The sequence below is a fragment of the uncultured Thiodictyon sp. genome (genome assembly GCF_903828115.1).
GTDB lineage: Bacteria > Pseudomonadota > Gammaproteobacteria > Chromatiales > Chromatiaceae > Thiodictyon.
The window spans coordinates 1-18,588 of the sequence record NZ_CAIKKU010000129.1; the positions used below are offsets into that span (position 1 = coordinate 1).

An 18,588-nucleotide genomic window follows, 5' to 3' on the forward strand; every position below is an offset into this window, starting at 1 on the left:
AACGACAACGATTGTGTCCAGCTTGTTCTTGACTCGTTACTTAGCAGGGTTGGCCAGGGATGCGAACGACTCGGGAAAGGCGCGGATCAGGATGCGCCGGGCCAGTTGGAAGGCGAAGCTCTCGCGCTGGGTGCGGGAGAAGTCACAGTGGCGAAAGAGCGTCGCCTCACCGGTGTCGCTGACCGGCGTCCAGCCGTACTTTACCCGGCGCATGCGGCTCGGGTAAAACCAGAACATACGATAGAGGCTTTGCAGGAAGAATTGCCGGTCGCGCTCGTCGACCCGGTTCGGGGTGTCCTTTTCCAATTCCCGAATCAGTTGATCGTAGTAGGGGTCGTTGTCGTCCGCGCTGCGGCGTTCCCCGAGCATGCGCTTGGTTTCGAAATAGATCCGATCCAGCGGCAGTCGGCGCCCCTCGGCATCGGCGCCGATGAGGTCGGCGGTCACGCCCTCGGCCAACTCCCCGAAGGTGCGCCCGAGCAGCCCCAGCAGCAGGCGCTCATGGGGCTGGCACTCACGCGGGAAGGCGAACATGGCGCGCAGGTCGGCCATGAAGATGAAGGCGACGTCGGCCTCGCTCAGATCATCGAGCAATTGGGTGTGGGAGGCCCAGTTACGCACCTCTTTCAGGATGGTCCCGTAGCTCGCCATATAGGTGGACTTGTCGGGTAGGTGGTTGACCTTGGCGCGGTTGTCCCATTCGCGGCTGAGCGCGTGCAGGAGGATGCGGTAGCGCTGTTTACGCTGCTCCGTGGAGGTCGGGGCACACAGTGGCAGGAGCGCGGTCATGCTTGCCAGATAGTCCCGCACATAGTCCGGAGAGGCCGGCCCCGGGGGCCACTCCGGTTCATCTTCGCGCTTGAAGAAGAGCGAAAACACCAGCCCATCATCGCCCCGCCGATCCATCAGGTCCTCGGCCGCGGCGCAGCCCATCAGGATGCCGCGGCGCAGGACCGAGTAGGCGTCGGCCTGCTTGTCGGCTATCCAGCGGCGCACTGTCTCATCGCGCTTGGTATAGATGACGGGCGCGGCGAGCTTGGCCGCCTCGAAGGCGCTGGCGATGGAGGTCAGTTGATCGCCGTGATTGGAGCAGAAGAGGATATGCCGCTTCGGAAACCCGGCCTCGATCAGCAGTTCGGTGAAGATGTGATAACCGGCGACCTTCTTGAGCTCGCTGACCGCGGCGCGCCAGGCAGGCCCCAAGGGCTCGGTGTGGCCCGCGCTCTCCTTGAGATACCGCTTCTCGCGCAGGAACCGATCGATTTCGGCCACCGCTTGCGGGTCGTCCAGGTCGTAATCCTCATAGGGCTTGAGGTCGATATCGATCACTACATAATCGATGGCGGCCAATTGCGCGGGGTCGCGCACCAGGCGGTAGGCATCGAAGAAGGTGGTCTTGAGCGTAATCCCGTGCGCGCCCAGCCAGGCCTTGAGGTCGGGCATGGCGGTCGGACACCCGGCCAGCCCGAAGACCTGGTCCACGGTCGCCCGCAGGTCGCCTTCAAAGTCCTCGATCCACAGAAAATCGCTCATTGGGGGTACTCCAGAAACAGGTTCGCCGGCAATTGCAGGGCCAACGTGAAGGTATGCCCGTCGGCGACGGTGCTCACGCGGCCCGCGAGTTTCTCGATCAGCAGATGCAGAAAATCGTGGCCGCGGCCGCTACCCTTGACCATGGCCGCTGCGCTCGGGGTCGTGGGGTTGCATACCCCGAACTCGACCTGGGGGCCCGCGGCGTGCCACCAGGCGCGGGCCGGGGCGCAGTCGTCGGCGGCGTAGTACTTGAAGAGGTTGGTAAAGGACTCGGTGCACAGGATCGTGAGAAACGAGCCGGTCGTCCCAAACGGTGTGAAGCAGATGGGGGACTGCGCAAAGCCGATGGTCTGAAACGGGAAGAAGCGCTCGCCGACCCAGTCGCACAGGGTGCCGAGCCCCGCCTGCGGGAGCAGTGCCATGAGCGACTCCTCCCATTCGCCGCGCAGGCGTTCGGCCAGCACTCCGTGCTGCTCATGCCAGGCGCGCAGCCGCAGCGCGCTCGGGACCAATCCGGTGCGGCGGGCGTAGCACAGAAAATGCTGCTGAATGCGCTCGCTGCCGCGCTGGGACAGGAGCTGCCCCAGGGCGAGCCCCAGGGAGCGGACGACGACCTGCTCCAGGGTCGCGGGGCCCGCCTGATCGTCCTGCAATTTATGACGCAGCACCTGCGTATCGGTGGAGATCAAGCCGAAAATATCAAGCAGGCCGCGCATGGTGTTGACCGCCTCGCGGTGCACCCAGGGGCTGTTCTCATGCTCGGTGTTATAGACGATGCGATCGAGCGACCCGCGGAATTTGTGGGCCACCAGGGCCATCACGTCCTCCTGCTCCTTGTTCTTGACGCGCAGTACCTCGGCGTCATAGATGGCACGTTCGGCCAACTCGGTCTTGGCGTGCAGGCGGCGCAGATACCGCAATTGAAACAGATAGCCGCGATAATACTCCTCGCCCAGCACGATCAAGCAGAAGGCCGGGATGGTGAGCAGGGTCAGCAACTCCATGGCATGACCGCCATCGTCGGGGATGGTTGCGGGAAAGAACAGCGTCCGGAGCAGGATCAGCGACGCAAACCCAATCATCAGGTAGGCGAGCCGGTTCAGGTAGTGCGGGTGGCGATTGGTATAGCGGATCGGATCGGAGAAGACGCGGATGGCCGGAAACATGACCGCCAGGCGATCGCTCCCGGGGGTGTCGGGCAGCGCGCGGCGGGCCACGCGCGCGATCCGATGGTGCGCCCGTCGACCGTAGGTGGCCGCCATGATCACCGTGGTGACGTAGACCCAAAACACGATCGGCGATTCGGTGAACATGGCGCTCAGGGAGGGCAGGCGGTTGGTCGACAGAAAGACCATATAGGTCGCGACTTCCATCAGGCAGTAGCCGACAGCGATCTTGGTGAAGGTCGAAATGTGCATGGTCGAGGGGGCTCGGGGCGGCGGCCCGCCGACGCGGGTTGCGCGGGGCCGGGGCCGACAGGATCGCACGCCGCGGCGCTCAGGGCTAGCGACCGGCGCGCGGTCCGATCGCCGGTGCGGTCGTCGGCACTCGCGGTGCGGTGGGGGACCGCGGCGGGTTCGACAGTCTCGGTGCGCCCCGGGGGGGGCACCGGGGGGGGTCAGCGGATGTGGCTCGGTTCGTCCTGGATCAGATAGGCCTCCTCCTCCGGACTGAGTTCGACCTTGTCGAACCCGGTGAGCATGGGCGTGACGTGGTGCGCGAAGGAGCCGCCGATGGTCAGCATGTACACATGCATGACGACAAAGGCGAGGATCGCATAGGCGGTGGCGGTGTGGACCAGGGCGACCCATTGCAGCCAGGCGGCGGCGCCGGGGTTGTCGCCCCAGGCGAAGTACAGCAGATAGGCGATCCCGGAGGCCCAGATGAGCGGGAAGAGCACGCCCTTGAGCGCCAGGTAGGCGATGGCCTGGAGCGGATTGTGCTTGCGCCAGAAGGCCTTGCGGTAGGGGTGGCGTTCGCCCAGGAAGATCCCGTAGGAATAGAAGCGCACCACCTGTCCAAGTCCGCGGGCGGTGGGCAGGTAGTGCTTCCAGTTGCCGGTGGTGAAGAGCCAGAAGGTGGCGAGGACCCATAGGCCCAGGAGCGCCAGGGCGGCCAGGGTGTGCAGGGTCACGGCCCGATCGAAGCTGATCCAGTCATGGAGCCCGTGGATGGCAAAACCTGTAACGAGCATGGTAAAAATCAGGGCCATCTGAGTCCAGTGCCAGAAGCGTTCAAAGTGCGAATAGATCAGGACTTCACGCGTACTCATGACTGACTCCCCTCAGGGCGGTTCTTGCGGCGCAGGATTCGGCGAAGCAGGCCGTGGGCCAGAGCGCCGCCGAGGGTGCCGGAGACCAGGAAGATCCCGGCGAGATCCAGCCAGCGGCTGCGGTCCCGTCCGGGCAGGTAGACGCCCGTGATCTGGCCCAGGCGTCCGTTCTTGCTGTGGCACTCGCGGCAGCCCAGCGCGCCCTCCTTGGGGGCGACCATGTGGGTGATGGGCCAGTAGGAGACGGTCTCCAGGAAGCCCCAGGAGCCGGAGTAGGGGAGGTCGAACTGTTTCATGCCGTGCGCAATGGCCTTGCCCATGTCGTAGTTGCCCCAGTAGGCGTCGGTATCGTCGCCCCACAGGTGGGTATAGACCAGGGTGCCGTTGCCGGTGTCGAAGGGCTGCCAGGTCCGCATCCGCTTGAAGGGCCAGATGCGCGAGCGCCCGTCTTCGCGCGAGCCCTCGTAGGCGTTGATGGGGATGGGCTGCTGCTTGATGTCGAAATGGGTGTCGACGGTGGTATAGCGCATCTGGCCGTCGAACCAGCCGTATTGGGGAATGACATTCTCCCCGTAGGTGAAGGTGCCCTTGATGGACTTATAGGTGTAGCGCTCCTCCCCGTTGCCCTGGGTGTACTTGCTTTCGTGGAAGCCCTCGCCGTCTTTGGTCCGGCCGGCGGTGCGCCAGTCCCAATCCACCACGGTGGCGACCCCGCCGCGGGCGAGTGCGGGGATATGGCAGGTCTGGCAGGCGACCGAGGCGACGTGATGGTTGAGCTTGCGGTGCTCGACCGAGCCGGACTGGTGGGGCGCCATGCCGTGGCACGACTCGCAGGTGGCCACGTCGCGGCGCTGACCGGGGCGGCCGGCGCCGACCTCGTCCTTGGCGATGATGGCATAGCGGCTGCCGGCCCAGACGTGGTCGCGCGTGACATGGCAGGCGGTGCAGGAGAAATTCTGCCCGTTCGGGGACATGTGCACGTCCAGATCCCGGGGCGGGTGCTTGAGGGCCGAGGACAGGTCGCCATGCTTGACGTTGTCCCCGCCGCCGCCGTTGAAGTGGCAGGCGCCGCAGTTGGCGCGCTGCGGCAGCCCGACGCTCTGGGCGATCGCGACCAGATTCATGGCGGGCAGCCCCTCGAACATCACGGCACAGGCCTTGTTGCCGCTGCTGTTGGGGGTCTTGTAATAGGTGCCGGTGTGGTCGTGACAGACCAGGCAGTCGATGTTGTCCTGGTTGGTGAAATCGAAGGTCTCGTCCTTCCAGCCGTAGCCGGCGTGGCACTGGGCGCACATCCCCTCATTGCCCCGGGCATTGGTGCAGAAGTTGTTGACCAGGTGCCTCTTGCCGAGTTGCTGGTGGGAGTCCGGGTCGGTGAAGTCCCAGGTCCAGTGGATGTTCTTCATGAAGTGCCGGCCGGTCTCGGTGTGGCAGGTGAGACAGGCCCGGGTGACCTCCGGACCCGCGGCGAAAGGTCCCTTGAGGACCTTGAATTTGCTATGGTCGGCGCTGCCGCCGGTCAGGGGGCCTGAGACCTGGGCGGCGGCATCGCCCTCGATCGGCGGGGTCGGCCAGTTACTCCGCGCCTGGGCGGGGGTGAGTGGCATCAGTGCCAGGGCAAGCACGATGCCGAGCAGGGTACGCATGGTTGTTGTCCTCCGGGGATGCAGGGCTATGTCCGGCTATTTTTTGGGTCAGGACCAGTCCCGGTCCGGCGCCCGATGCTGCACGAGGTCGGCCAGTGTGTCATTGACAATTCGCAAGGCGCGGCCAGATCGGCGGCGCGGTCCGCGTTGACGGGCGCGGCGGCGGCGCCGACACTAGCGGCCCTGGAGATTCTTGCGGAGAGATTGGTTGTGGAACGTTTGATCGAACGCGCGTTGTTTGCGAGCCGCTGGCTGCTGGCCCCCGTCTATCTTGGTCTTTCTCTGACCCTCTTGTTGCTCGGCATCAAGTTTTTCGAGGAAGTCTGGCACCTGGCCCATGTCTGGCAGGTGAGCGAGTCCGACATGATCCTGGGCGTGCTCGCCCTGATCGACCTGTCCCTGGTGGCCAGCCTGGTGGTGATGGTGATGTTCTCGGGCTACGAGAATTTCGTCTCGCGCCTGGATATCGGGGAGGGGGACGACAAGCTGGGGTGGCTGGGCAAGCTCGATGCGGGGACCCTGAAGCTCAAGGTGGCGGCGTCCATCGTGGCGATCTCCTCCATCCACCTGTTGCAGAAGTTCGTCAACATCGAAAATACCCCCAACGACAAGCTCATGTGGTACGTGATCCTGCACCTGACCTTCGTCGTATCGGCGCTCTTGATGGGGGTGCTGGATCGCATCGCCTTCGCCAGCCATCGCGACGATGACGGGACCGATGCGAAGCACTGAGCCCTCTCATCCTGACTGCAAACACGGTTTTTTGAGGGGTGGGTGAGCCGTTGCCGCACCGCGCGGGGTCGCCCCGCGATTTTCCGGCTAACGGTCATGGCGCCCGCGCCACCCCGGCAGATGAAAGTCATGCCGATCGCTGGTGAACGAGCCTGCGTAGTCAGGGCTTCCAGCCCTGACTGTTCCAGCCTGGCCAGGCCAGGATGGCCTGGCTACGCAGGGGACTTTCACGGTAACCGCTGATGTCTGATCGCTTTATCATCCTGATGCGGCATGGCGATGTCGTCGGCGGCCCACGGTTTCGCGGGGCTTGCGACGACGCCCTGAGCGCCGCGGGCTGGGCGCAGTTGCGCCGCGCCGCGACGCGGGAGCCGGCCATCCGCCACATCGTCAGTTCCCCGGCGCGCCGTTGCGCGGACTTTGCCGGCGCCTTGGCAGCCGAACGGGGCCTGCCCATGGACCTGTCCGAGGCCTTCAGTGAACGTCGCTTCGGCCACTGGGAGGGGCTCGCGGCCGACCAGATTCCCGCCGCTGAGCTTACCCGCTTCTGGGACGACCCGGTGGGCTACACCCCACCCGGGGCCGAGCCCTTCGCCGCCTTCAGGCGACGGGTGCTCGACGGCTGGCAGGCGCTCCTCGCGGCCGGCGCGGCGCACACCTTGGTCCTGACCCATGGCGGGACTTTGCGGGTCATCCTCGCCCAGGTGTTGGGGATGGACGACTGCTCCGGCCTCCAACTCGAGGTACCGCCCGCCTGCGTGACCCGGTTGCGACTGCCCGCGCCGCCGGGTCGGCCGAGCCTCGTCTCCCATGCCGCGTCAGCGTCCTGAGCCGTGATGAGAAGAGGGTTAACCGCGTGGCTCGCGGATCAGTCTGGACTGCGCCCGCTTTGGATCGCCGGCCGCTTCCTGACCCGCTACCCGTTTCCGGACCCGGGTGCGGCCACGCCGGCCGAACGCGGTCGAGCGGTCCCCTGGTATCCGGTGATTGGACTGGTCCTGGGGCTCGTGCTCGCGGCCGTCGCCTTCCTGCTGGGGCCGACGGTCCTGGCGCGGCCGGCCGGAGTCGCGGCGGCCCTGGTGCTGGGCCTGTGGGTCTGGTCGACCGGCGGGCTGCACCTCGATGGTCTGGCGGACACCGTGGACGCCTGGGTCGGCGGGCTGGGCAATCGCGAGCGGACGCTCGCCATTATGAAGGACCCCAGCAGCGGACCCGCCGGGGTCAGTGCCCTGATCCTGATTCTGATCGCCAAGTTCGCCGGCTTGGAGACCCTGATCGGGGCGGGGGACACCTGGGCGCTCCTGTGGGTGCCCGTGCTGGCGCGCGCGCAGTTGCCCCTGCTCCTGCTGACCACGCCCTATGCCCGCCCCGGCGGCATGGCCGCCGACCCGGCGCGCCACGCCCCCGCGGGGGCCGCGCGCCTGGTCGTTGGGCTGAGTGTGGGTGCCGGGGTGGTGGTCCTGGGATGGGTGGGCCTGCTGCTCGTGGGCGCGGCGGCACTCCTTTACTGGCTGCTGCGGCGGGCCCTGATGGGTCGTCTGGGCGGGTTCACCGGGGACACCGCGGGCGCGCTGGTGGAATTGACCGAGGCCCTGCTGATCCTGGTGCTGGCGATGCGTTAACCCAAAAAGAGTATCCGGCCGCAAATGAACCCAAACGCGGCCACGCCAACAGCGCCAACAGGAAAACCCGCCGACGCTCGGTCCGGGTCCGAGCGTCGGCGGGTGGCAAGAGTGCCCTCCCTGGCCAAAATCCCTATCCAAACCGCGTCCGTGCAGCGAATTCGGTCGATCTCGTCCAATCCCTCTGGTCCCTGCGCCAGTCGTGGGGCCTCACATCCTTGGAACTGCCCCGGACCTTGCTCCGTGTCCCTGTCCAGCACCTCCCGTTGCTCCCGCATGGCGCCCGGTGTCCTGTTTCCGACCCTGAGTCTGTCCTTTCGAGAGTAAGGATAGGCGCCCGCCCGCCTGCCCGATAGGGAAGAGGCTCTCGTGGCACCCGGCGAAATTTCCCACAAGCCTGTTGGAATTTTCCGACCCGCGGGCCGGGACCGCTGTCGGCCCGACGGAATCGACCAGCTTACGTGCGTCGGCGACCCGGATCTTGCCCGGGGTGAGCAGCCCCGCCGCTGGTCTGCCGCTCGCCATGGTCCCGCCGGGATCGCGGTTCCGGGGCCGGCGGCAGGCCGTCCCCGTCTCTTCCCGCTTGCGGGCGGGGGGACGAAACGCTATTCTCCGGGAAGCAATTGTCACGCCGCCAAGGCCCCATCCATCAGCAGTGAATCTGACGCAACGCATACGTGTTCTTCGCGAACGCATCGGTTTGGACCGCAGCGAGCCGCAGGATAACGGCACCCATCTGCGTGCGGCGGTCGATTGGCTGCGGCGGGCCCAAGACGCGACGCCGGACGACGGTGTGGCACAGGCCTGGTTCGTGCGCCCCGGCAGTTGGGCCAGGTCCTACCCCGAAACCACCGGCTATATCATTCCTACCCTCTACCGCTACGCCGCGGTCTACGGGGACGCGGACGCGCGGGCACGGGCCCGGCGGATGACCGACTGGGAGTGTGCGCTACAGTTTCCGGATGGCGGGGTCGTCGCCGGGGCCTTGGGCGATTCCGATCAACCCACTGTTTTCAATACCGGCCAGGTCCTGTTCGGCTGGGTGCGGGCCTTTGAAGTCGAAGGCGACGAGCGCTACCGGGCCGCCGCCGTCCGTGCCGCCGATTGGCTGTGCGCCGCCCAGGACCCCGACGGCTGCTGGCGCCGCTTCGGCTCACCGATGACCTCGCGTCATGTCAATACCTATAACACGCGCACCGCTTGGGCGCTGGCTCGCGCCTATGAGATGTCCGGCGACCGGCGCTATCTCGAGCGTGCCGTAGGCAATTGCGACTGGGCCCTGACGCAGCGCAACGACCAGGGTTGGCTGGCGCACAATTGCCTGCAGGACGATACCCAGCCCTTTGTTCACACCATCGCCTATGCCATGCGTGGGCTGCTGGAGGTCGGGGCCATCGCCGGGCGTGACGATTTCATTGATGCGGCGTGCCGCATCGGCACCGCGGTGCTCGACCGACTCCCGCACCACGGGCGCCTGCCGGGGCGCTTCGATGCCGCCTGGCGCCCGACGGTACGCTACTCCTGCCTGACCGGCAACGCGCAGATGGCCGTCAATTGGGGCCGGGTCTTTCAACTGCGCGGCGGCGAGCGGTTTCGCGACGGCGTAAGAACGATCAACCGCTTCCTGAAGACGACCCAGGCGCTGTCGGGAAGCGATGCCGAACGCGGCGGGATCAAGGGGTCCCATCCCGTCAACGGCGGTTATCATCCCTGGCAGTACCCCAACTGGGCGACCAAGTATTTCGTCGATGCGCTGATGATGGAGGATGTCCTGCGTCGGGCGGATGGGGGGGCGGCGTCCGCCTTTTACGGCTGATCAATTTCAGTGTTTCTTCGGTGTGTCGGCGGCGGACCGTCGGACATTGACCTGCTTTCCTTCCAGTTCCGGGTGCCATGTCCCACATTCTGCTGCTAACGCTCCTACGCTATCCCGAGATTCAGGGTGGCGTCGATGCCATGGTGGTCAATCTCGCAACCCAACTTCAACTGCGCCACAAGGTGTCGGTGTTCGTCCCCGGAGACTGGAGTGTCGAGTCCCTGCGTCGCGGTGAAGCGGACGGAATCGACGTCTTTTCACTGCGGCTGCGGATGCCGTATGGCGGGGGTCGTCCGCTAGCAGATTTTTTTGGTTGGATCTTGGAGTTTCCACGTACCCTTCTGACCTTGCGCTCATTGATGAGTACGCAAGGCATCGATCTGATACATGCCCAAGTGGCTAAGGATTACCATATGTATCTGAGGGTTCTGCGCTGGATCGGGGGGCCGCCCTACGTGGTCACCCTGCATGGCAGCGACGTGGCCGCGTTTTCCGCGCAGCACAAGCTGAGTCAATGGCTCGTTAAGTTCGCGTTACGCGGTGCCGCAAGGATTATCGGTGTGTCTAGGTGGTTAGCGAGGGATGCCGAACGGTTGTTTCCTGGTATCGGTCCGGTGATTTGCGTCTACAACGGTCTGCAGCTTCCGGCTCGCGGGGTCAGCGCTGGACCACTGGTAGCCCAGTGGCTGGAGCCGGTGCCGGAACCCTTTGTGATTCTAGTCGGGTCATTAGACAGCTATAAGGGCCACGACCTGGCGTTACGCGCATGGGCAGAATTACCTGCGGAGGCTGGACGCCTCCACCTCCTGATCGTGGGGGAAGGAGAGGGTCGGCCAGAATATGAAACGCTGGTTGCCGAGTTAGGATGTCAGGAACGGGTGCGCCTGGTTGGTCAGGTTATACACGATGATGTGCTGCGTCTAATGAGTCGGGCCGTCGCCGTGCTCTTGCCTTCACGCCGGGAGGGCTTTGCTTACGCACTGCTGGAAGCAGGCGCCTTAGGCGCCCTAGTGATTTGTACACGGATACCTGCGTTTGAGGAGATCATCGAGAACGGGGTGAACGGGATCATGGTTCCAGTTGAGGACGTGCCCGCCTTGGTCGTCGCGCTGGCCCGTGTTGCGGCGGAGCCAGCGCTGCGCGATCGATTGGGCCAGCGGCTGCAGGAGAAGGTGCGCGCCGATTTCCAAGCGGAGGGCATGGCCGCAGGATACAATTGCATATACGATTCGGTTCTGAAAGGAAATAGATGCGGCGTCAAGCGCTTGGGGCGATGATGCTCTCATTCAGACAACGAGGGGTGTGATGATCACGGCAATATCGCCAGCCACAATTTCAGAGATTCCACTTAGTCCAGTTACCGGAACTGGGCGGGTATCACTGATTGACCAAATAGCAGTCACGGACGTGATTGCTGCGTATCGTGCCATCGGCGTCGATGTTGAGTCGATGTTTGGCCCTTTGCAGTCAATCCAGGTCTTCCGGTGTGATGATACCGGCTATCGCTTCTATTTTCCGTACGAATTGGCGGCAGATGCGCCGTTTTACGCCAAACTTCAGCGTAACGACGAGTATTATGCGTCCTGGCGATGGGAGCATGGCGAGGCGGTGGCCGCACTGGCTGACTCACATCGTATTCTGGAAATTGGCTCCGGGACCGGCAATTTTCTGGCCCGGTTACGCGACGAGTTCGGAAAAAACGTCTGCGGCCTCGAATTGAATCCTCGTGCGCTGGAGATTGGACTGGAACGTGGCTTGAATATGGTTGGACAGCGGATTGAGGAATTTGCCGATCGTCGCGTTGGTCAATTCGATGCAGTATGTACGTTCCAGGTTTTAGAGCATGTGCCTGATGTCGGTTCTTTTTTGCGCGCGGTTTGCGCAGTATTGAGTCCGGGTGGGAAGTTGATCGTCGGTGTTCCGAACAACAACCCGTATCCCTATAAATTTGATCGGCTCCATGCGTTGAATCTTCCGCCCCACCATATGGGGTTATGGAATCGTAGCGCTTTGGAGCGCATAGGTAATTTTTTTCCGCTCTCGCCGATTATGATGCGTGAGGAGCCGCTGCAGGATGTTGGGTATTTCTGGTCGGTGTACCTTACTCATTTGCGACAGACGCGGCCTGCTCTGTATTATTTACTATCGAAAGTGCCGTGGCGGGTGACGCTGCTGCTTCAGGCCGCGACGAAGAGATGGACGCCCGGACTTAATATCATGGCTGTCTATCAGCGCGGTGATTAGCGAGGCCTCGCCGATAGCGCCGGACCGGGCCGCACTTAGCGAGTGGCTCGACACCTCAAGAGCAAAGGGCGGAGTTGCTCAAGCGCTCTCTTACGTATCGCGCCAATATCCTGGTTGGAGCTCACAAATAATAACAGACCGCAGCAAGCGACGCCGGTTGCGATTGCGGTGCCAAGACGAACCCGTGGGTCGATGTTGTAGAAATCGCACAGCATCTGGGTTGTGATCACTGCCGCCGCCATGATCAGGGAGATAACAGTCGCGGGGAGAAGAGACCTCCAGAATCTCGTCGGCTCGAGGCCGATCAATCGGTTGGCGATGTGGTGGGCGGTAATCCAGAGCGGCACATTCACTGCTGCATAACATATCGCTACCCCCACGATACCCCAGGTGGTCCCGAGGTAGAACGCAGCGCCAAAGAGTGGGGTCGTCGCCAACGCCCATTTGAGCATTATATCACTGCGGCCTTGGGAGAGATAAACGTCGCCGACGGTACTGCCGACCGATTGTATTGCCCCGACGAAACATAGAATCCGTATGATCGGGACTGCAGGTTCCCATTTGTTACCCAGCACTATGGGCACAAAGTCTCCCGCCACCAGCGCGATCCCGGTCATCATCGGGAATGTAATGAGGGCAATATAAGTGGTCACCCGGCGATAGACTTCGCTGGCCTGCGCCTTCTCCTCTTGTATCGAGGATAGGGCCGGAAGCAACGGCGAGCTGATGGTCTGGGATACGTTCTGCAAGGGCTTGAGCATGATCTGATAGCTCATGTCATAATAGCCCAATGCAGCTGACCCGAGAAATCGGCCGATAATGACTTTATCCAGGTTGCGCGCGAAGTAGTTGACGAAATTGAATCCAATCAAATGGCTGCTGAAGGCGAATAACGCTGCGAAGCGTTGCGGGTCGAATCGCCATGACGGCAACCAGCGATTGAGTCTGAATAGGAGGAGCAGGCGCACCAGCGGATTTGCCAGTTGCGCGATGACGATGGCCCAGACGCCCCAGCCGGACACGGCAAAGATGAGCGCGGCCCCCTGAGAAGCGATAGCCCCGGCGACATCCACGAGGGCCAGCGAGCGAAAAGCCATCTGACGGCTCAGCAGGCTGTACAAAATGGAATTGAGCGGGCTGAACAAGATAGCAATCGCGGTAACGCGCACGATCGCCACCAACTGCGGCTGGTTAAAAAAATCTGCCACCGCGGGGGCGGCGACCACGGAAAAAAGGAACAGGATGACGCTGACGGCGGCCGTTCCCCAGAAGGCGGCGCAGATGTGACCGTCGTCAATGGTGCGGCGCTGGATCAGGGCCGGACCCATCCCAAGGTTCGCGACGAGCGTGACGAAACCGGTATACACGAGCGCCAGGCCGACCAATCCGTAGTCGCTGGGCGAGAGCATGCGGGCAAGCACGATGCTGGTGGCGAACTGGGTGAGTTGAACGACCCACTGGGCGCCGGCGGTCCAGGCCGCGCCTTTGGCGATGCGCAGAAGTAAGCTCATGGGCTGGCGAGGGTTTCCTTGGCGACGAGCGCGGTCGATGGACCGCGGCACGGGGCGTAACTGGTGCGGCAACCGGTCCGACCGGACCCCAACGGCAGGGTCCGCAGGGACGCGCTGCCGCGTCGGGGTTGACTAAACCAACTGCTGCAGCAAGCGGCTTAGACGAGCGCTGATCTGGCGCCGATCGAACTGGGCAAGGTATTGTTCATCGGCATCAAGCCGCTCAGGGACTGGGCGCCCCAGCCACTGCGCGAGCGCCGTGCGGCAAGCGGCGACATCCTCGGCGGGAACCGCGATGCCGAGGCGTCCGCGCTCGATGATCTCCTGCGTGGCGCCAGGGTCCGTCAAGGCAAAGATCGGGCGTCGTGCGGCGACGTATTCAAACAACTTGCCGGGGATGACGCCGCTCGCGGTGGCGCCGGTGTCGACGATCAGCAGCAGGTAGTCCGCCTGGACTTGCGCACGCATCGCCTCGTGGTAGGGGATGTCGCCGGCGAAGCGATAGACGTCGGCGAGTCCGTAGCGCGCCAGGATTTCATCATACCGGGCGCGGATCTCCGGGGAAACCCCGCCCAGGATATGTACCCGTACCCGGCTGCGCAGCCGCGGCTCGCGCTCGGCCAGTTGGCCCAGGGCCTCGGCAAATGCGTAGCCGCGCCGGTTCTTGAACAGGCGCCCGGTGAAGACGAAGTCGATGGTGTCGTGGGGCTGCCGGGGTTCGGCCAGATAGGGCGCGAAGATCTCGGGGTCGTAACCGTTGGTCAGGGTTTCCCGGCGCGCCGGGCTATTCGGCAGGTGGGTCTTCAGGAACTCGGTCTTTTGCTCGGACACGGCAACGATCAGGTCCGCGGCCCGCATGTAACGACGTTCCAGGGATTGCTCGATACGCCCGCGCACCGGTCCGACCCATTCCCGCAGGACGTCGCCCACCCAGAGGTCACGATAATCGACGACCCACGGGATGCCGAATTCACGTTTCAGCCGATAGCCGATCTTGGCCGCGCTGAACGGGGGCAGGGTGGTGAAGACGAGATCGACGGTGCGAGTCCGACACAATTCACGCGCCGCCGCCAGTGCGCGATTGGCCCAACCACCGTAATTGTCGGGCACTTCGACCCAGTTGCGGATCGTCCACTTGACGGCACTCAATGCCAGGTCGCGCGGGTACAAAGGGGGGCGGGCAGCGTCGGATGACGCCTGCGGCGCCCCGGGGGGCGGGCCCGCGCTGGCCGCCGAGGACGGCGCGCTCGGGCGCCCGAGCAGGCCCTTGATGCCGGAGACGACACGGGCCTCGATCGTCGACCAGGGTACGCGAATGATCTCAATACCGGCGGGAACCTCGGCCTCCAAGGCAGGGTCGTAGCCGGGCGTGCCGGGATCTGCCGCAATGGTGAGGACGATGGGACTCCAGCCGTCATCGCGCAGATGCTCGACGAACTTGGTTGCACGCAGACGCCCAATGGTCTTGATAGGCGGGAACTCGCCGGCGACAAACAACACCGTCTTGCCGGCCGGATGCGGGTTCACCACCAACGCCTCCTATGGGTCTTTGCGACCCGCTCGCACAATGCATAAAAAATCGGCGCCCGGTCGGCGGATTTGCACTGCTGGGCCACCTCCAACCCGCGCTGCCCCATGGCCTGGCGTTTGGCGTCATCGGTGAGCAGATCGACGATGGCGGCGGTGATCGCCGTCACACTGGTGCCATCGACGCTCAATCCGGTCTCGCCATGGCGTACCGCCTCCACGGCGCCCCCGGCCACGCCCGCAACCACGGGCTTGGCGCAGGCGTTGGCCTCCAAAAAAACCAGACCGAAGCCCTCGGTGTCGTGATTTTCGAGCTCGCGATTGGGCATCACAAACAGGTCACAGAGCCGATAGTGGGCGACCAATTCCGCCACCGGGATGCGGCCGGTAAAGGTGACATGGGGTGTGAGGCGCAGGTCCTCGACCAGGCGGCGCAGCTCGGGCTCGAACTCACCGGTGCCCACGATCAGGTAGTGGGCATTGGGAACCCGCTCCAGGACGGACGGCAGGGCGCGCAGGGTCATGTCGATGCCCTTACGCTCGACCAGCCGCCCGACGGTGAGAATGATCCGCTTGCCCGCGAGGCCGTAGCGCGCGATAAGGGCAGCATCGGTGGGTCCCGGGCGAAAGTAAGATACATCGACGCCGTTGATGATCAGTGTGATCTTTTCGCAGGCGATGCCGTACAGGTCGATCAGTTGGCGGCGCGTGAACTGGCTGACCGCGACCAGAGCATCGGCCCAATGCAGGTAGTGACGACGGCGGCGTCCGAAGATACGATAGGAGGACTCGGTGGTGACCTCTTCACCGTGGATGTAGATGATGAAGGGAATACCCAGCAGGCGCCGCAGGGCGAGTCCCAGCCAGGTGCCGGAGTTGAGTTCACAGATACAGACGCAGTCGATCTTTTCCTTGCGCACCAGCTTCACGGCGGTCCATAGTACGCGCAGCTTGAGCGGCAGGTCGACGGCCAGATGAAGCCATAGGGACTGCGGCAGGGAGCGCGAACTGACCACCGGTGCGCGCAGCAACTCGATCCGGGTGATAGGAAACCCGGCCTTGGCGTCATACTCCCGCCAGCCCGCGATCTCTTCGCCGGTGACATAGTGGCGCCACGGCGCCAGGACATGGACGCTGTCCTTTGGGCTGAATTGACACAGGCCCTCATAAACGACCGCGGAACCGCCATTGATCGGCGGAAAGATGCTTGCGAACATGAGACACTTCATCGTCAGTTACCGCCCTGGAAGGCTCGCAACGGCAGACGGACCAAGCCGCCGACGACGGTGGCATCCTCAAGGTAGTGCAAGACGATCTGAGAGTCTTTGCGGGGCTTGCGCGGCATAATCAAGGATTCTTTATCGTCATTCTCGCGGGTCGGTTGGCGACGCCGTCCCCGCATCCTCTGCGGCCGCACCTCGCTGCTGCGGCAGGCGGTGCGGCCGGCGCCGGTGGGCACGACGGCGATATATTGACCCTCCTGACTGGTAACGTCCAGCGTGGCGTCTATCGTCATGCGTGCGGTGCGAGGTGCTGCCAGTCAGGGTACCGGCGGCCGCGTGGGTCGAGCCGGAGCCGGAGCCACCCGGCGAGCCCCGGCCGGGCGTCCGACAATTCCCGTACAATGGTACCTGGCGGCAGGCAGCGCCCCCCGGAAATCGGGTAAATCGGTCCTTCGTCGGGCCGGCGTCTATCAATGTCGGGCAGGAGATTGACTGTTCTGTGAACACCGAAGCCGTTGTCGTTGGTCTCGAGACCAACGGGTTGGGGGTGGTTCGAGCCCTGGGCCGGGCCGGGGTCCCCGTGCTGGGTCTGACCTCCGTGCCGCGGATGCCCACCGCTCGTTCGCGGTTTTGCCGGGTCCTCGCGACCCCGGACGAGCGCAGCGAGGCGATCGTGGATCGGTTGCTGGACATCGGGCGCCGGCCGGGCGGGCCGCGCCCCTTGTTTATGACGATGGAGCACACCGTCGCGATCGTCAGCCGACACCGGGCGCGGCTCGCCCCTTTTTACCTGTTCAACCTGCCGGATGACGCACTGCTCGGGCAATTGAACGACAAGGTGTGCTTCGCCCGGATCGCCGCCGCGCAGGGGTTGCGCGTGCCCCGCACGCAACGGGTGGACACCGCGGCGGGGGTGCTCGCCGCGGCGCGCCATGTGGGCCTGCCGTTGATCGCCAAACCGCTCGCCAAGGGTGGTCGCTTCGACGCCTATTTCAAGGCGCGTGCCCTGCGCTTGGATACCGAACGGGACCTGTTGGGCCGTTTTGCGGAGTTTCCCTGGGGCGAGCCGCTGCTCTTTCAGCAATTCATTGCCGGAGCGGACGCTGATATCTATTTTTGCCTGACCTGGTGTGATCGCAACGGTGACGCCAAGGTGCACTTCACTGGGCGCAAGGTGCGCAGTTGGCCGAGGGGTACCGGCAATACCGCCAGTGCGCTTCCAGCCACCGCTCCCGAGGTCACGGCGGCGACGCTGGCGCTCCTGCGCGCGGTTGGCGTGCGCGGTTTGGCCTCACTTGAGTTCAAACAGGACCCGGCGAGCGGCGACTTTTTTGTCATCGAGCCGACCATTGGCCGCACGGACTATCAAAGCGGGGTGGCGCCGGCGAATGGGGTCAATATTCCCTATGCCGCCTATCTGGACTTGCTGGGTCGGCCGATCGGGGAAATGACACCGACGGCCGCGCCGGTCCTCTGGGTCGATCGGGTCAACGATACGCGAGCCGCGCAGGCGGCGATGCAGGCCGGCGACTTATCGGCCGACGAATACCGTCTATCCCTTGTCGGCGAGAAGGTCTACGCCTTGCGCGCCGGTGATGACCCGATGCCCTATCTGGTCGATCGGTATAAGGCCGTCCTGCTGCGGGTGAAACGGGTGCTGCTGTGGCTGCTGGATCGCTTCCCCGGGCTCTATGAGTATTTCATCAAGGTGGTCCCGCCGGATATCCGCTGGCCGCCCATGGAAATCATGGATAGTCTCAAACGCCATGAGGAGCCGCGCAAGAGCTTCGTTGCGTATTTCACCCGCGACCCGCGGCGCACGGTGCCGCGCGAGCCGCGAATCATCGTCTCGCCGGCCGACGGGGTGGTGCGCAATGTCTTTGAGCGCAACGGCCGCAAGGTGATCGACATCTCCATGAATTTCTATGACGTCCATGTACAGCGCGTGCCCCTCGCCGGCACCGTTCTGAGCGTCGAGGAGAGCGGTCGGCGGGTGGTCGCCGGCAGCGAAGACGAGCGCCGCTGGTTCGTCGACCCCTGGGAGTACGAGCACGATTATCTGTTCCCGGTGCAGGCGGTGGTGCGGATCGACACCGTAATCGGCGAGGTCGTGGTGCGTCAGATCTCGAGCATCTGGGCGCGGCGCATCGCGACCTTCGTCAAACCCGGTGAGGCGGTGGTCGCGGGGCAGCGCCTGGGGCATATCCTTTTCGGCAGCACCGTGGTGCTGGAACTGCCGCTCGCGGCCTCGGTGGCGGTGACGCCGCAACTCCAGAACCGGCGGCGCAAGCGCAGTGACGAGCCCATCAAAGGTGGCGAGACCATCGTCGCCCGGTATTGATCGCAGGGCGGTCGCGACTTGCCTAAGTAACGAGTCAAGAAGAAGTTAAAAGCAACACGATCGTTGTCGTTGTCGTTGTCGTTGTCGTTGTCGTAATCGAAGAAGCGATGCAATTTGGCGG

The 18,588-nt window shown here is 64.1% G+C and carries 15 protein-coding genes; 7 read left to right on the top strand and 8 right to left on the bottom strand.

Annotated features, from left to right (window positions below; translation table 11 throughout):
* Positions 1-36: 36 nt before the first annotated feature.
* From QZY48_RS04900 to QZY48_RS04915, 4 genes are all read right to left on the bottom strand, one after another.
* Positions 37-1,533: a hypothetical protein gene (locus QZY48_RS04900; RefSeq protein WP_295428493.1), complete on the bottom strand. Its 1,497-nt coding sequence runs from the start codon at positions 1,531-1,533 to the stop codon at positions 37-39.
* Positions 1,530-2,951 (bottom strand): hypothetical protein, encoded by a 1,422-nt coding sequence (locus QZY48_RS04905; protein WP_295428497.1) that lies wholly within the window; start codon positions 2,949-2,951, stop codon positions 1,530-1,532. The genes QZY48_RS04900 and QZY48_RS04905 overlap by 4 nt, the downstream gene beginning before the upstream one ends.
* A 200-nt stretch (positions 2,952-3,151) precedes the next feature.
* The gene (locus tag QZY48_RS04910) at positions 3,152-3,805 is read right to left on the bottom strand and encodes a cytochrome b/b6 domain-containing protein (RefSeq protein WP_295428500.1); all 654 of its coding nucleotides are present in this window, start codon (positions 3,803-3,805) and stop codon (positions 3,152-3,154) included.
* Positions 3,802-5,451: a tetrathionate reductase family octaheme c-type cytochrome gene (locus QZY48_RS04915; protein WP_295428503.1), complete on the bottom strand. Its 1,650-nt coding sequence runs from the start codon at positions 5,449-5,451 to the stop codon at positions 3,802-3,804. Before QZY48_RS04915 ends, QZY48_RS04910 begins: the two co-directional genes overlap by 4 nt.
* A 210-nt stretch (positions 5,452-5,661) precedes the next feature.
* On the opposite strand from QZY48_RS04915, the gene QZY48_RS04920 reads away from it, so the two are divergent.
* The 6 genes from QZY48_RS04920 to QZY48_RS04945 all read left to right on the top strand — a co-directional run bounded on the left by QZY48_RS04920 (position 5,662) and on the right by QZY48_RS04945 (position 11,865).
* Positions 5,662-6,183 (top strand): TIGR00645 family protein, encoded by a 522-nt coding sequence (locus tag QZY48_RS04920; RefSeq protein WP_295428505.1) that lies wholly within the window; start codon positions 5,662-5,664, stop codon positions 6,181-6,183.
* Between the two features lie 242 nt (positions 6,184-6,425).
* Positions 6,426-7,013 carry a histidine phosphatase family protein gene (locus tag QZY48_RS04925; RefSeq protein WP_295428507.1) on the top strand — a complete coding sequence of 196 codons (588 nt, stop codon included), beginning with the start codon at positions 6,426-6,428 and terminating at the stop codon, positions 7,011-7,013.
* Between the two features lie 6 nt (positions 7,014-7,019).
* Complete coding sequence (locus tag QZY48_RS04930; RefSeq protein ID WP_295428510.1) at positions 7,020-7,805, top strand: adenosylcobinamide-GDP ribazoletransferase; 786 nt, start codon at positions 7,020-7,022, stop codon at positions 7,803-7,805.
* A 655-nt stretch (positions 7,806-8,460) separates the two neighbouring features.
* Complete coding sequence (locus QZY48_RS04935) at positions 8,461-9,621, top strand: beta-L-arabinofuranosidase domain-containing protein (protein ID WP_295428513.1); 1,161 nt, start codon at positions 8,461-8,463, stop codon at positions 9,619-9,621.
* Positions 9,622-9,698: 77 nt separating this feature from the next.
* On the top strand, positions 9,699-10,898 hold the full coding sequence (locus tag QZY48_RS04940; protein ID WP_295428516.1) for a glycosyltransferase family 4 protein: 1,200 nt from the start codon (positions 9,699-9,701) through the stop codon (positions 10,896-10,898).
* 28 nt (positions 10,899-10,926) lie between these two features.
* Positions 10,927-11,865: a class I SAM-dependent methyltransferase gene (locus tag QZY48_RS04945; RefSeq protein WP_295428519.1), complete on the top strand. Its 939-nt coding sequence runs from the start codon at positions 10,927-10,929 to the stop codon at positions 11,863-11,865.
* Positions 11,866-11,900: 35 nt separating this feature from the next.
* Here QZY48_RS04945 and QZY48_RS04950 read toward each other — a convergent pair whose 3' ends face one another.
* The 4 genes from QZY48_RS04950 to QZY48_RS04965 form a co-directional block, all read right to left on the bottom strand.
* Positions 11,901-13,376 carry an MOP flippase family protein gene (locus QZY48_RS04950; RefSeq protein ID WP_295428522.1) on the bottom strand — a complete coding sequence of 492 codons (1,476 nt, stop codon included), beginning with the start codon at positions 13,374-13,376 and terminating at the stop codon, positions 11,901-11,903.
* A 132-nt stretch (positions 13,377-13,508) separates the two neighbouring features.
* The gene (locus tag QZY48_RS04955) at positions 13,509-14,903 is read right to left on the bottom strand and encodes a glycosyltransferase (protein ID WP_295428525.1); all 1,395 of its coding nucleotides are present in this window, start codon (positions 14,901-14,903) and stop codon (positions 13,509-13,511) included.
* Complete coding sequence (locus QZY48_RS04960) at positions 14,900-16,132, bottom strand: glycosyltransferase family 4 protein (protein ID WP_295428528.1); 1,233 nt, start codon at positions 16,130-16,132, stop codon at positions 14,900-14,902. Before QZY48_RS04960 ends, QZY48_RS04955 begins: the two co-directional genes overlap by 4 nt.
* A 2-nt stretch (positions 16,133-16,134) precedes the next feature.
* Positions 16,135-16,419 carry a hypothetical protein gene (locus tag QZY48_RS04965; RefSeq protein ID WP_295428531.1) on the bottom strand — a complete coding sequence of 95 codons (285 nt, stop codon included), beginning with the start codon at positions 16,417-16,419 and terminating at the stop codon, positions 16,135-16,137.
* Positions 16,420-16,625: 206 nt separating this feature from the next.
* Here QZY48_RS04965 and QZY48_RS04970 point away from each other — a divergent pair, with 206 nt between their 5' ends.
* Positions 16,626-18,467 (top strand): phosphatidylserine decarboxylase, encoded by a 1,842-nt coding sequence (locus QZY48_RS04970; protein ID WP_295428533.1) that lies wholly within the window; start codon positions 16,626-16,628, stop codon positions 18,465-18,467.
* The last annotated feature ends 121 nt before the right edge of the window (positions 18,468-18,588 follow it).

Excerpts from the sequence above, each read along its gene's own strand:
- QZY48_RS04900 (WP_295428493.1), bottom strand. The coding sequence starts at position 1,533 with ATGAGCGATTTTCTGTGGATCGAGGACTTTGAAGGCGACCTGCGGGCG.
- QZY48_RS04905 (WP_295428497.1), bottom strand. The coding sequence starts at position 2,951 with ATGCACATTTCGACCTTCACCAAGATCGCTGTCGGCTACTGCCTGATG.
- QZY48_RS04910 (WP_295428500.1), bottom strand. The coding sequence starts at position 3,805 with ATGAGTACGCGTGAAGTCCTGATCTATTCGCACTTTGAACGCTTCTGG.
- QZY48_RS04915 (WP_295428503.1), bottom strand. The coding sequence starts at position 5,451 with ATGCGTACCCTGCTCGGCATCGTGCTTGCCCTGGCACTGATGCCACTC.
- QZY48_RS04925 (WP_295428507.1), top strand. The coding sequence starts at position 6,426 with ATGTCTGATCGCTTTATCATCCTGATGCGGCATGGCGATGTCGTCGGC.
- QZY48_RS04930 (WP_295428510.1), top strand. The coding sequence starts at position 7,020 with ATGAGAAGAGGGTTAACCGCGTGGCTCGCGGATCAGTCTGGACTGCGC.
- QZY48_RS04940 (WP_295428516.1), top strand. The coding sequence starts at position 9,699 with ATGTCCCACATTCTGCTGCTAACGCTCCTACGCTATCCCGAGATTCAG.
- QZY48_RS04945 (WP_295428519.1), top strand. The coding sequence starts at position 10,927 with ATGATCACGGCAATATCGCCAGCCACAATTTCAGAGATTCCACTTAGT.
- QZY48_RS04950 (WP_295428522.1), bottom strand. The coding sequence starts at position 13,376 with ATGAGCTTACTTCTGCGCATCGCCAAAGGCGCGGCCTGGACCGCCGGC.
- QZY48_RS04960 (WP_295428528.1), bottom strand. The coding sequence starts at position 16,132 with ATGAAGTGTCTCATGTTCGCAAGCATCTTTCCGCCGATCAATGGCGGT.
- QZY48_RS04965 (WP_295428531.1), bottom strand. The coding sequence starts at position 16,419 with ATGACGATAGACGCCACGCTGGACGTTACCAGTCAGGAGGGTCAATAT.